Here is a 13,143-nt window from a genome sequence, read left to right as displayed (position 1 = left end):
AAGGCTGCGGGTTTTTTTGTGCTTTTCGCGGGACGTGTCGCCTGCGGCGGACTCAATCCCCCGCTACGACGCCGTCGCGCCGCGGGTCCGAGCCGCCGAGCCACACCGACCGCCCCTCGACGTTGATCCGCTGAATCCCTTGCAGGCTCGACCCCAGCTCAACGATGCGCACGTCGTGTCCGCGCTCCTTCAGCGCATCCGCGAGCGCATCGGATACGCGCCCCTTTTCGAGCTCGGTCGGCCCGTTGCGCGAGCCGAAGTTTGGCAGCGCGATCGCCTGCTGCATCGTCATCCCCCAATCGATCATGCCGACGAGCGTCTTCGCGACGTAGCTCGCGGTCGACGCGCCGCCCGCCGAGCCGAGCGCCATCATCAGCCGCCGCGAGCCTTTCTCGAACACGAGCTCGGGCGCGAGCGTCGAGCGCGCGCGCTTGCCTGGCTGCACGCGGTTCGCGATCGGCTTGCCATGCTCGGTCGACACGGGCGAGAAGTCGAGCAACTGGCTGTTGAGCAGGAAGCCGCGCACCATCAGCCGCGAGCCGAACCGGTCGTCGAGGGTCGACGTCATTGACACCGCGTTGCCGTAGCGGTCGACGGCCGTGATCTGCGACGCCGACGGCGGCTCCGCGCCGCGGTCCGCGGCGGACGCGGGCGGCAGGCCGGACGGCGAGCCGGCGCTTGCGTTGCCGACGGCCGTGTCGCCGATCAGGCGCGCGCGCTCGGCGACGTAGCGTCGCTCGACGAGACTCTTCCAACTGCCGCCCGGCGGCGCGACGAAATCGGGATCGGCGACGTACTGCGCGCGGTCCGCGTACGCGAGGCGGCCCGCTTCGCTGAACAGATGCGCGGCGAACGGCGTCGGCTCGAGGCCCGTCGCGTTGCGCACCGGCTTTTGCGCGCCGATCTGCCGCCAGTCCGGCTGCGCTTCGAGCAGGCCGAGCATCTGCGCGACGACGAGCCCGCCCGCCGACGGCGGCGGCATCCCGCACACGGTCCATTTGCGATAGTCGGCGCACAGCGACTCGCGGACCTTCGCGCGGTACTGCGCGAGATCCTGCATGCTCAGCACGCCCGGATTCGGCGCCTGGCGGACTTTCGCGACGATGTCGCGCGCGATCGCGCCGGTATAGAGCGCGTTCGCGCCGTGCGCGGCGACGAGCCTGAGCGTCGCCGCGAGCTGCGGATTCTTGAGCGTCGTGCCCGCCGGCTTCGGCGCGCCGTTCTTGTCATAGAAGTACGCGCGCGCGGCAGGATCGCTTGCCAGCGACGGATCGTTCGCGATCATCGCCGCGAGTCGCGGGCCGAGCGGGAAACCTTGCTCGGCGAGCCGGATCGCGGGCTGGAACAGGCGCCGCCACGGCAGCTTGCCGTGCGCGCGATGCGCGAGCTCGAGCATCCGCAGCACGCCCGGCACGCCGACCGCGCGCGCGCCGAGCGCCGACGGCGGCAGCGGCTTGCCGTCGGCGCCGTAGAACAGGCGGTCGGTGGCGGCGGCGGGCGCGGTTTCGCGGCCGTCGTACGCTTCGACCGTCTTGCCGTCCGCGTGCAGCAGGAACGCGCCGCCGCCGATCCCCGACGCCTGCGGCTCGACGAGCATCAGCACCATCTGCGCGGCGATCGCCGCATCGACTGCGGTGCCGCCCGCCTTCAGCATCTCCTGGCCGGCCTGCGCGGCGAGCGGATGCGCGGCCGCGATCATGTCGCGCTGCGAGGTCCAGCCCGGCTTGTCGACCCAGCTCGACAGCTCGGCGGGCGCGGCCTGCGGTTCCGCCGTCGATGTCGCGGCGGCCGCTGAGACCGCGGAAGCCGATGCGGCAGCGGCGGCATTCGGCGCGCCCGAGCCGGGCGCGTTCGCGCATCCGGCGGTGAAGGCGAACAGGGCGGCGGCGATCGCGCCCGCCCACGGGTTGGACGAGCGCGGACGGATCCGGTCGGTCATGAATACCTCGGTACGAAGGAAAGACGGCGATGCACGGGCAATACACGGCGAATGGCGGCAGCGCCCCATGCGGCGCCGCACGGGCGGGCTATTGTCGCCGCGTTGGAAGCGGCCTGTCATCTGACAACAAACCCTAAGGGTCGGGTCGCGAACGGCCGCCGGGCGTCACTGGCCGCGCCCGGCGTTCCTCGCCTCTTCGAGCACGAATTCGATGAACGTCGACGTCGCGCGCGTGTGATGCCGGTTCGGCATGTACAGCATGTACATGTGCGTGCCGAAGATGCTGAGCCGGTACGCGTCGAGCGTCGTGACGACGGCGCCGCGCCGCACGTCGTCGTGCACGACGTAGTCCGGCACGATGCCGACGCCGAGCCCGGCGAGGATCGACTGGCGCAGGAACAGGAAATTCTCGGAGATGAGCGTCGGCTCAAGCAGCACCTCGTGCCGCTCGTCGCCGAGATACGCGGCGACGCGCAACTGCCGGCCGACCACCGTCGCCGTGATCACGGGCGCGTCGAACAGCTGATCGAGCTCGGTCGGCATCCCGTGCGTCGCGGCGAAGCCGGGCGACGCGCACGCGACGTAGCGCACCGCGCCCATGTCGCGCGCGACGAGATTCTGCGGCGGCTCGGACATCACGCGCACCGCGATGTCGACTTCGTCGCGCATCAGATCCTCGACGCGGTTCTCGAACACGACGTCGAGCACGATCCCCGGATAGCGCTGCTTGAACGAGATCAGCCAGTTCGACATCACGAGCTGCCCGTAGCCGCTCGGCACCGACAACCGCACACGGCCCTGCAGGTCCTGGCCGAGCGTCGTCACCGCCTCGCGCGCGGCGAACAGCTCGTTCTGGATACGCCGGCCGTGCTCGTAGAGCCGCAGCCCGATCTCGGTCGGCTCGATGCGCCGCGTCGTGCGCCGCACGAGCTGCAGCCCGATCGACTTCTCCAACTGGTTGAGCCGGTAGCTGACGTTCGCGCGGCTCATCTTGAGCCGCTGGGCCGCCTTGCTGAGGTTGCCCGCGTCGAGGATGTCGACGAGCAGCGTGAGCGCATTCAGATCCATCGCCGTGTCCGCATGTTCAAGGTATTTGTCAAATATGACTTGACAGGTTGTTAAAGAAAGCTGGAATTGTCAATCAATCTAGATCAATCGAGAATCGAGGCAAACCCCGCGTCTCGTCTGTTGAAGCGAGGGCGCGTATTCCGTACGGAGCGAGAGACATGAATCAGCAGGCATCCCACGAAACCGGCACCGTCACGCGCGAGCGGCGCGACAAGGTGCTCGTCGTCACGATCGACCATCCGCCCGTCAACGCGTTGTCCGCCGACGTGCGGCGCGGCCTCGTCGACGCGCTCGACGCAGCCGACGCCGATGCGGCCGTCGGCGCGGTGCTGATCGTCGGCGCCGGGCGCAACTTCATCGCCGGCGCGGACATCCGCGAGTTCGGCAAGCCGCCCGTGCCGCCGCTCTTGCCCGACGTGTGCAACCGGATCGAGACGAGCGGCAAACCCGTCGTCGTCGCGCTGCACGGCGCGACGCTCGGCGGTGGCCTCGAGATCGCGCTCGCCGCGCACTACCGGATCGCCGTGCCGGGCGCGAGGCTCGGCCTGCCGGAAGTGCAGCTCGGCCTGCTGCCGGGCGCGGGCGGCACGCAGCGCACGCCGCGCCTGATCGGCGCGAAGGCCGCGCTCGACCTGATGCTGAGCGGCCGGCACGCGTCGGCCGAGGAGGCGCTGACGCTCGGCCTCGTCGATCGGCTCGCGCACAGCGGCGACACGCTCGCCGAAGGGCTCGCGTACGCGCAGGAACTGCTCGCGGCGGGCGCGCCCGTGCGCCGCGCGCGCGACGCGCAGGGGCTCGCCGATCGCGCGGCGGCCGAAGCGGCGCTCGACGCGGCGCGCGCCGACGTCGCGAAGAAGTTTCGCGGGCTGCTCTCGCCGGCGAAGATCGTCGATGCGGTCGCCGCGGCGCTCGCGCAACCGATCGACGAGGGCTTGCGCACCGAGCGCAGGCTGTTTCTCGAGTGCCTCGACAGCCCGCAGCGCGCGGGTCTCGTCCATGCGTTCTTCGCGGAGCGCGAAGCGGCGAAGTCGCCGGAAACGCGGCGCGGCGCGGCGCGCTCGATCGAGCGGATCGGCGTCGTCGGCGGCGGCACGATGGGCGCGGGCATCGCGGTCGCGGCGCTCGACGCCGGCCTCCCGGTGACGATGATCGAGCGCGACGACGCATCGCTCGAACGCGGCCGCGCGCACGTCGAGAAGGTCTACGCGGGCCTCGTCGCGAAGGGCCGGATGACGCCCGCCGCGCAGGCCGCGCGTCTCGCGCGCTTCAAGGGCGGCACGTCGTACGACGCGCTCGCGCAGGCCGACGTCGTGATCGAAGCGGTGTTCGAGGACATGACGGTGAAGAAGGCCGTGTTCGCGGAGCTCGCGCGCGTCTGCAAGCCGGGCGCCGTGCTCGCGACGAACACGTCGTATCTCGACATCGACGAAATCGCCGCGAGCGTCGAGCGCGCATCCGACGTGATCGGCCTGCACTTCTTCTCGCCCGCGAACATCATGAAGCTGCTCGAAGTGGTCGTGCCGGCGCAGGTGAGCGCGGACGTCGTCGCGACCGCGTTCGAGCTGGCGAAGAAGCTGAAGAAGATCCCGGTGCGCGCGGGCGTGTGCGACGGCTTCATCGGCAATCGCGTGCTCGCCGTCTACCGGACGGCCGCCGACTACATGATGGAAGACGGCGCGTCGCCGTATCAGATCGACCGCGCGGTGCGCGAATTCGGCTTCCCGATGGGGCCGTACCAGGTCGTCGACCTCGCGGGCGGCGACATCGGCTGGGCAACCCGCAAGCGGCGCGCGCCAACGCGCGATCCGCGGCTGCGCTACGTCGAGATTCCGGACCGCCTGTGCGAGCGCGGCTGGTTCGGCCAGAAGACGGGCCGTGGCTACTACCTGTATCCGGACGGCGCGCGCGTCGGCACGCCGGATCCGGAAGTCGAGGCGATCATCGCTGACGCGCGCGCGCAGAAGGGCGTGACGCCGCGCGCGTTCACTGACGAAGAGATCGTGCGCCGCTATCTCGCCGCGATGATCAACGAAGGCGCGAACGTCGTTCACGAGAAGATCGCGCTGCGCCCGCTCGACGTCGACACGGTGTTTCTGCACGGCTACGGCTTTCCGCGCTATCGCGGCGGCCCGATGCATTACGCGGACACCGTGGGCCTCGCGAACGTGCTCGCCGACATCCGCGTGTTCGCGAACGAGGCCCCGGTCTTCTGGAAGCCGTCGCCGCTCCTCGTCGATCTCGTCGCGCGCGGCGAGACCTTCGCGAGCCTGAACCGCATCGGCTGACGCCGCGTTCGATCGCCCGTCAATTCAATTACCTCAGGCATTCGAGAACGACGCCACATGGATCTGAATTTCACCGCAGAAGAGGAAGCGTTCCGCGCGCAAGTGCAGCGCTTTCTCGCCGACAAGCTGCCGCCGCGCATCTCGCGCAAGGTGAAGGGCGGCTTGCGGCTCACGCGCGACGACATGCGCGAATGGCACGCGATCCTCGACGAACAGGGCTGGCTCGCGAGCCACTGGCCGCGCGAGTGGGGCGGCCCCGGCTGGAGCGTCGCGCAGAAGTTCCTGTTCGACAACGAGTGCGCGCTCGCGGGCGCGCCGCGCATCGTGCCGTTCGGCGTGAACATGCTCGGCCCGGTGCTGATCAAGTACGGCAGCGAAGCGCAGAAGCGCCGCTGGCTGCCGCGCATCCTCGACGGCACCGACTGGTGGTGCCAGGGCTACTCGGAGCCGGGCGCGGGCTCCGATCTCGCGTCGGTCGCGACGAGCGCGGTGCGGGGTGTCGACGCGCAGGGCGACCACTACGTCGTCAACGGCCAGAAGACGTGGACGACGCTCGGCCACTACGCGAACATGATCTTCTGCCTCGTGCGCACCGCGACCGACGTCCGCAAGCAGGAAGGCATCAGCTTCCTGCTCGTCGACATGCATTCGCCCGGCGTCGAAGTCCGCCCGATCGTCACGCTCGACGGCGAGCATGAAGTGAACGAGGTGTTCTTCACCGACGTGCGCGTACCCGTCGAGAACCTGATCGGCGAAGAGAACCGCGGCTGGACCTACGCGAAATACCTGCTCACGTACGAGCGCACGAACATCGCGGGCGTCGGCTTCTCGGTCGCGGCGCTCGAGAAGCTGCGCGCGGTCGCGGCGAAGGTGAAGAAGAACGGCCGGCCGCTCGCCGACGATCCGCTCTTCGCCGCCCGCGTCGCGCGCGTCGAGATCGAGCTCGACAACATGAAGACGACGAACCTGCGCGTGCTTGCGGCAGTCGCGGGCGGCGGCGCGCCGGGTGCCGAGAGTTCGATGCTGAAGATTCGCGGTACGCAGATCCGCCAGGAAATCTCGTCGCTGATGCGGCGCGCGATGGGGCCGTACGCGCAGCCGTTCGTCGACGAAGCGCTCGACGCCGGCCATGACGGCGAACCGCTCGGCGGCCTGCCCGAAGCGGCGAGCGCGGCGACGCAGTACTTCAACAATCGTAAGCTGTCGATCTTCGGCGGCTCGAACGAAATTCAGAAGAACATCATCTCGAAGATGATCCTCGGGCTGTAGGTTTTGCAGGGGGGGCCGGAGCGCGAAGCGTGGGACCGGAGTCGATGCTGAAGCACTCGCTCCGGTCGACATGAGCGCTAAAGCGCCAACAGCTTTGCATGGGACTGTGAACTAAGCGCTGAAGCGCTAAGTTCAGTCGACATCTGGTCGACAGCGATGCATGGGACCAGAGTAAGCGCTGAAGCGCCAACTCTGGTCGACAGCGTTGCATGGGACCAGAGTAAGCGCTGAAGCGCTAACTCTGGTCGACAGCGATGCATGGGACCAGAGTAAGCGCTGAAGCGCTAACTCTGGTCGACAGCGATGCATGGGACCAGAGTAAGCGCTGAAGCGCTAACTCTGGTCGACAGGAGAACACGATGGACTTTCGACATACCGAAGACCGCCGGATGCTGGCGGACAGCCTGAATCGCTTCATCGCCGAGCAATATCCGTTCGCCGTGCGCGACAGGGTCGCGCTGTCGGACGCCGGCTTTAGCGACGACATGTGGCGGCGCTTCGCCGAGCTCGGCGCAATCGGCGCGCTGTTTCCCGAGGACTGCGGCGGCTTCGGCGGCGCGGGCTTCGACATCGCGCTCGTGTTCGAATGCCTCGGGCGCGGGCTCGTCGTCGAGCCGTTCGCGGGCGCGCTGATGGCCGGGCGCGCGCTCGCCGACGCGCCCGGCGACGCGCATCGCGCGCTCGTCGCGGAACTGATCGAAGGCCGCGCGATCGGCGCGTTCGCGCACGCGGAGCCCGACACGCACTACGCGTTGCACACGGTGCGCACGCGCGCGATGCGCGAAGGCGATCACTGGGTGCTCGACGGAACGAAGGCCGTCGTCGACTGCGGCGAGCACGCGACGTTCTACGTCGTCAGCGCACGCACCGCGGGCGGCGACGACGACGCGGCGGGCCTGTCGCTCTTCGTCGCGCCGAAGTCGGCGCCGGGCGTGTCGGTGCGCGGCTATCGGAAGATCGACGGCGGTCGTGCGGCCGACGTGCGCTTCGAGCGCGTGACGCTCGCCGACGCCGCACTGCTCGGCGCGCCGGGCGAAGCGGCCGACGCGATCGAGCGCGCGATCGGCTTCGGCCTGCTCGCGCTCGCGGCGGAAGCGCTCGGCGCGATGGACGTCGCGAAGGCGCACACGCTCGACTACCTGCGCACGCGCAAGCAGTTCGGCGTGCCGATCGGCAGCTTCCAGGCGCTGCAGCACCGGATGGCGGACGTGCTGCTCGAAATCGAGCAGGCGCGCTCCGCCGTGATCAACGCCGCCGCGCAGTTCGACGCGCCGCGTGTCGCGCGCGAGCGGGCGCTTGCCGCAGCGAAGTACAGCGTCGGCCGAATCGGCACGCTGGTCGCCGAGGAGAGCATCCAGTTGCACGGCGGGATCGGGATGACGTGGGAGTTGCCGCTGTCGCACTATGCGAAGCGGCTCGTGATGATCGATCACCAGCTCGGCGACGAAGATCATCATCTCGCGCGCTACATCGCGCTGTCGAAGCCGCAGTCGATGCAATAACCGCGAACGGACGGTGGAGACGAAGATGCGCAACGAACGAGGCGCGCAGCCGCTCGCGGGCGTCAAGGTGCTCGACTTCTCGCGGGTGCTCGCGGGACCGTGGTGCGCGATGGTGCTCGCGGATCTCGGCGCGGAAGTGATCAAGATCGAGCATCCGCAGCGCGGCGACGACACGCGCGACTGGGGCCTGCGTGTCGGCGATACCGAGACGACCTATTTCAATAGCGTGAACCGCAGCAAGCGCTCGATCTGCGTCGATCTGCAGGCGGCGGCGGGGCAGCGTGTCGCGCGCGCGCTCGCCGCGCAGGCGGACGTCCTCGTGCACAACTTCAAGGCGGGCGGCGCGGAGAAGCTCGGCCTCGGCTACGACGCGCTCGCCGCGCTGAATCCGCGGCTCGTCCATTGCGCGATTTCCGGCTACGACCGTTCTGGGCCCGAAGCGGGCCGGCCGGGCTACGACCTCGTCGTGCAGGGCGAGACCGGCCTGATGGCGCTGAACGGCGACGCCGGGCAGCCGCCGCTCAAGTTCGGCGTCGCGGTGGCGGACCTCTTTACCGGCATGTATTCGGCGCAGGCGGTCCTCGCGGCGCTCTACGAGCGGCAAGCGACGGGCCGCGGGCGGCGCATCGAGATGGCGCTCTTCGATTGCGGGCTGATGGTCACGTCGTACTATGGGCTCGAGGCGCTGCTGATTGGCGAAGACCCGCCGCGCTACGGCAACGCGCATCCGTCGATCGTCCCGTACGGCGTATTCGACGCGTCGGACGGCCCGATCGTGATCACGGTCGGCAACAACCCGCAGTTCGCGCGCTTTTGCGACGTGATCGGCCGGCCGGCGCTCGCGGCCGACGCGCGCTTCGCGACGAACATCGCGCGCTCCGCGAATCGCGCGGAGCTGCTGCCGGAGATTCGCCGCGAGCTTGGCGCGCGGACGCGCGCGGCGCTGCTCGCGGCGCTCGCGCAAGCAGGCATTCCGTGCGGCGAAGTGCTCGGCCTGCGCGAGGCGCTCACGTCCGGTCGAGCGCGGGCGGCCGGGCTCGTCACGCGGCAGCCGCATCCGGTCGCAGGCGAGGTCGACGTGCTCGCGCCGCCGTACCGCTTCGACGGCGAGCGCCTGCCCGTGCGCGGCGCGCCGCCCGTGCTCGGCGCGGATACCGCGAACGTGCTCGGCGACTGGCTCGGGATGTCCGAGCGCGAGATCGCGCAATTGCGGGCCGACCGCGTCGTATGAGCGCGGCGCCTGCGCGGCGCGGCTTCAGCTTCACGCCGACGGCGCTGATGATCGCGACGCACCACGGCTTCATCCTGCTCGTCGCGCCCGCGCCGCATACGCTCGCCGAGCAGGCGGTTCGGCACCGAAACATCTGACGAAAGGCGCGATCCGTCCGGCGATCCGGACGGCTGCATTCCAGATTTCTGGAAAGCCGGAATGCGCGCGCCGGTCTCGATTAGGAAAATCCAGAGAAATCAATAGGCTGGACCTGATCGAGCAGCTGGCATCGACCTTGCGAAGTAAATGCCCAAGGCCGCCTCGGCCTAACTACTACAGCAAGGAGACATTCGATGACCCACTCAATCCACCTCCCCCGGATCCACTGAGGCCATCGCTTGTTGCGGCACGGCAGCCGCGCGGGCGAGTGGCTCCCCTGGCTTTTCGTCCGCGCGCGTGACGCCGGCCTGCTTCGACTCATCTTCTCTCTTCTCTGGAACCATCGTGAAGAAACCGTTCTATAAAGTCCTCTACGTGCAGGTGATCTTCGCCATCGTCGTCGGCGTGATCCTCGGTCATTACTATCCGTCGCTCGCCGTCGACATGAAACCGCTCGGCGACGGCTTCATCAAGCTGATCAAGATGGTGATCGGCCCGATCATCTTCTGTACCGTCGTGACGGGCATCGCCGGCATGCAGGACATGAAGAAGGTGGGACGCGTCGGCGGCAAGGCGCTCCTCTATTTCGAGATCGTGTCGACGTTCGCGCTCGTGCTCGGTCTCGCGGCGACGCACATCCTGCGTCCGGGCGTCGGCTTCAACATCGATCCGGCGACGCTGAACGGCAAGGAAGTCGCGTCGTACGCGGCGAAGGCGCACGGCCAGTCGACCGTCGACTTCCTGATGCACATCATCCCGAACACGATGATCGACGCGTTCGCGCAAGGCGAGATCCTGCAGATCCTGCTGATCGCGCTGCTGTTCGGCAGCGTGCTCGCGCATCTCGGCGATCGCGGCAAGGTCGTCACGGACTTCATCGACGGCATCACGCGCGTGCTGTTCGGCATCGTGCACATCGTCACGAAGCTCGCGCCGATCGGCGCGTTCGGCGCGATGGCGTTCACGATCGGCAAGTACGGCGTGGGCTCGCTCGTGCCGCTGCTCAAGCTGATCGGCACGTTCTACCTGACATCGGTCGTGTTCGTGCTCGTCGTGCTCGGCGCGATCGCGCGCTTCACGGGCTTCAGCATCATCCGCTTCGTCGGCTACATCAAGGAAGAGCTCCTGATCGTGCTTGGCACGAGCTCGTCGGAGGCGGCGCTGCCGCAGCTGATGGAGAAGCTCGAGAAGGCCGGCTGTTCGCGCTCGGTCGTCGGCCTCGTCGTGCCGACCGGCTATTCGTTCAACCTCGACGGCACCAACATCTACATGACGATGGCCGTGCTGTTCATCGCGCAGGCGACCAACATCGAGCTCACGTGGATGCAGCAGCTCACGCTGCTCGCGGTCGCGATGCTGACGTCGAAGGGCGCGAGCGGCGTGACGGGCGCGGGCTTCATCACGCTCGCCGCGACGCTCGCCGTCGTGCCGACCATTCCGCTCTCCGGCATGGTGCTGATTCTCGGCATCGACCGCTTCATGAGCGAGTGCCGTGCGCTGACCAACATCGTCGGCAACGGCGTCGCGACGGTCGTCGTCTCCGCATGGGAGAAGGAGCTCGATCGCAAGAAACTGCGCGCCGCGCTCACGGGCGGCGGCGAAGTCGCAGCGGGCGAAGCCGCCCGGGTCTGACGGTGAGCGGAAACACGGCGGGGCGCGCAGCAGCGCCCGCGCCGGGCGGGGCCGAACCGGGCGCGTCGAGGCGCGCTCCGTTCGGCCCCGCGGTCTTTCCGAGCGGGGGCTATGCCACAATAGACGATCCATACAGTCCGGAAGCCGTCACCGTGAAGCGCCGCCTGCTCGTCCTTCTCGCGCTCGCCGCGATGCTCGCGGCGGCCTGCGCGCTCACGTGGACCATCACGTGGCAGCGTGGCGTCGCCGATCTGCGGAACAGCGCGGCGGCGCGCGTCGACCGCACCACCAACGCACTGAAGAGTACGCTCGACCGCTACGAATCGCTGCCGTACCTGCTGGGCGGCCACCCGTTCGTGCAGGACGTTCTCGCCGCGCCCGGCAATCGCCGCCGGGTGAATCGCGCGAACCTGTACCTCGAGGACATGAACCGCCACGCGCACGCGACGGCGACCTACGTGATCACGGCGGACGGGCTGTGCGTCGCGGCCAGCAACTGGCGCGGGCCGGACAGCTTCACCGGCATCGGCTACCAGTTTCGTCCGTATTTCATCGACGCGGTGAAGGGCGGCACCGGCCGCTTCTTCGGGATCGGCACGATCTCGCGCGATCCCGGCTACTACATCTCGCAGCCCGTGCGGCGCGACGGCAAGATCATCGGCGTCGCGGTCGTGAAGCTCAATCTCGAATGGTTCCAGGGCGCGGACGCGTCGGAGCCGCTCGTCGTCGCCGACGACCACGGCGTCATCTTCCTGTCGTCGGTGCCCGAATGGAAGTACCACACGCTCAGGCCGCTGCCGGGGCCGATCGCGACATCGATCCACGAGACGCGCCAATACGCGCAATATCCGGTGACGCCGCTTCCGCTGCGCGTCGAGCGTGTGCTCGGCCCGGACGCGCAGATCGTCCGGATGGGCGCGGGGCGGCGCGCGCCGCGTTATCTCGCGACGCGCCGCCTGCTCGGCGAGCCCGACTGGCAGCTCGTCACGCTCGCGCGGATCGAGCCCGTCGACACCGACGCGCGCAACGCGACGATCGTCACCGCGTTCGGCTTCGTGTCGCTCGGCCTGCTCGGCTTCTACTGGCGCACGCGGCGCGCGCGCGTGAAGGAGATGCTCCGCAGCCGCGTGCTGCTGCAAAGCGCGTATGCGGAGCTGAACCGGCGCGTCGAGGAGCGCACGGCCGATCTGTCGCAGGCGAATGCGCGGCTCAAGAAGGAAGTCGGCGAGCGGATTCGCGCGGAGCAGGAACTGCGCGCCGCGCACGACGAGCTCGTCCAGGCGAGCAAGCTCGCCGCGCTCGGCCAGATGGCGGCCGGCATCACGCACGAGCTGAACCAGCCGCTCGCCGCGCTGCGCAGCTTCTCCGACAACACGCGCGTGCTGCTCGACCGCGGCGACCAGGCGGCCGCGCGCGAGAATCTCGAGGCGATCGCGGCGCTCACCGAGCGGATGGGCAAGATCACCAATCAGTTGAAGCTGTTCGTCGGGCGCGCGAAGCCGCGCAACGAGCAGGCGCAGGTCGCGCGCGCGCTGCGCAACGTGGTCGCGCTGCTGAAGGTGCGCATGAAGGGTGTCGAGCTCGGGCTCGCGTTGCGCGACGAGACGCGCGATCCCGTGGAAACCGTGCGCTTCGATCCGTCGCTCGACTATCCGCCGCTTGTCGCGCGCTGCGAGGATCTGCGGCTCGAGCAGGTGCTCATCAACCTGCTCGGCAACGCGCTCGACGCGGTTGCGACGGTCGCCGCGCCGCGCATCGACGTGACCATCGACGCGACGGCCGCGACGCTGTCGATCGTCGTGCGCGACAATGGGCCGGGGATTCCGCCGGAATCGCTCGCGCGTCTGTTCGAGCCGTTCTTCACGACGAAGGAAATGGGGCGCGGGCTCGGGCTCGGCCTCGCGATCTCGTCATCGATCGCGCGCGACGCGGGCGGCTCGCTCACCGCGCGCAACGCGCCGGGGGGCGGCGCGGAGTTCGTCTTGACGCTGCGCCGCGCGCGCACGCATCATCCGGACACTTCCGCCGCGAGCTGAACGCGCGTGCGCGCGCGGCCCGCACAGCATCATTGGGTGACAG

Annotated in this window: 9 protein-coding genes; 7 read left to right on the top strand and 2 right to left on the bottom strand. The window is 69.0% G+C overall.

Features of this window, described 5'->3' with window-relative positions; translation table 11 throughout:
- Positions 1-52: 52 nt before the first annotated feature.
- Complete coding sequence (locus tag WS70_RS16665) at positions 53-1,939, bottom strand: gamma-glutamyltransferase family protein (protein WP_059471852.1); 1,887 nt, start codon at positions 1,937-1,939, stop codon at positions 53-55.
- A gap of 165 nt (positions 1,940-2,104) precedes the next feature.
- On the bottom strand, positions 2,105-3,007 hold the full coding sequence (locus WS70_RS16660; RefSeq protein ID WP_059471851.1) for a LysR family transcriptional regulator: 903 nt from the start codon (positions 3,005-3,007) through the stop codon (positions 2,105-2,107).
- Positions 3,008-3,165: 158 nt separating this feature from the next.
- Here WS70_RS16660 and WS70_RS16655 point away from each other — a divergent pair, with 158 nt between their 5' ends.
- The 7 genes from WS70_RS16655 to WS70_RS16625 all read left to right on the top strand — a co-directional run bounded on the left by WS70_RS16655 (position 3,166) and on the right by WS70_RS16625 (position 13,100).
- Positions 3,166-5,292, top strand: a complete 2,127-nt coding sequence (locus tag WS70_RS16655; protein WP_059596801.1) for a 3-hydroxyacyl-CoA dehydrogenase NAD-binding domain-containing protein — start codon at positions 3,166-3,168, stop codon at positions 5,290-5,292.
- A gap of 57 nt (positions 5,293-5,349) precedes the next feature.
- Complete coding sequence (locus WS70_RS16650) at positions 5,350-6,561, top strand: acyl-CoA dehydrogenase family protein (RefSeq protein WP_059596800.1); 1,212 nt, start codon at positions 5,350-5,352, stop codon at positions 6,559-6,561.
- A 359-nt stretch (positions 6,562-6,920) separates the two neighbouring features.
- Positions 6,921-8,063, top strand: a complete 1,143-nt coding sequence (locus WS70_RS16640) for an acyl-CoA dehydrogenase family protein (protein WP_059596799.1) — start codon at positions 6,921-6,923, stop codon at positions 8,061-8,063.
- A 25-nt stretch (positions 8,064-8,088) separates the two neighbouring features.
- The gene (locus WS70_RS16635) at positions 8,089-9,294 is read left to right on the top strand and encodes a CaiB/BaiF CoA transferase family protein (RefSeq protein WP_059596865.1); all 1,206 of its coding nucleotides are present in this window, start codon (positions 8,089-8,091) and stop codon (positions 9,292-9,294) included.
- Positions 9,291-9,431 (top strand): DUF485 domain-containing protein, encoded by a 141-nt coding sequence (locus tag WS70_RS31625; protein WP_156438193.1) that lies wholly within the window; start codon positions 9,291-9,293, stop codon positions 9,429-9,431. The genes WS70_RS16635 and WS70_RS31625 overlap by 4 nt, the downstream gene beginning before the upstream one ends.
- A gap of 343 nt (positions 9,432-9,774) precedes the next feature.
- Positions 9,775-11,064 carry a dicarboxylate/amino acid:cation symporter gene (locus WS70_RS16630; RefSeq protein ID WP_059596864.1) on the top strand — a complete coding sequence of 430 codons (1,290 nt, stop codon included), beginning with the start codon at positions 9,775-9,777 and terminating at the stop codon, positions 11,062-11,064.
- 2 nt (positions 11,065-11,066) lie between these two features.
- Complete coding sequence (locus tag WS70_RS16625) at positions 11,067-13,100, top strand: sensor histidine kinase (RefSeq protein WP_059471847.1); 2,034 nt, start codon at positions 11,067-11,069, stop codon at positions 13,098-13,100.
- Positions 13,101-13,143: the final 43 nt, after the last annotated feature.

The sequence above is a fragment of the Burkholderia mayonis genome (assembly GCF_001523745.2).
In the GTDB taxonomy this organism is placed as follows: domain Bacteria; phylum Pseudomonadota; class Gammaproteobacteria; order Burkholderiales; family Burkholderiaceae; genus Burkholderia; species Burkholderia mayonis.
This window is presented reverse-complemented; position numbering and strand designations above follow the sequence as displayed.

What these genes read in the sequence shown, in the direction of transcription:
- WS70_RS16665 (WP_059471852.1), bottom strand. Translation starts at nt 1,939, where the DNA reads ATGACCGACCGGATCCGTCCGCGCTCGTCCAACCCGTGGGCGGGCGCG.
- WS70_RS16640 (WP_059596799.1), top strand. Translation starts at nt 6,921, where the DNA reads ATGGACTTTCGACATACCGAAGACCGCCGGATGCTGGCGGACAGCCTG.
- WS70_RS16655 (WP_059596801.1), top strand. Translation starts at nt 3,166, where the DNA reads ATGAATCAGCAGGCATCCCACGAAACCGGCACCGTCACGCGCGAGCGG.
- WS70_RS16650 (WP_059596800.1), top strand. Translation starts at nt 5,350, where the DNA reads ATGGATCTGAATTTCACCGCAGAAGAGGAAGCGTTCCGCGCGCAAGTG.
- WS70_RS16635 (WP_059596865.1), top strand. Translation starts at nt 8,089, where the DNA reads ATGCGCAACGAACGAGGCGCGCAGCCGCTCGCGGGCGTCAAGGTGCTC.
- WS70_RS31625 (WP_156438193.1), top strand. Translation starts at nt 9,291, where the DNA reads ATGAGCGCGGCGCCTGCGCGGCGCGGCTTCAGCTTCACGCCGACGGCG.
- WS70_RS16660 (WP_059471851.1), bottom strand. Translation starts at nt 3,007, where the DNA reads ATGGATCTGAATGCGCTCACGCTGCTCGTCGACATCCTCGACGCGGGC.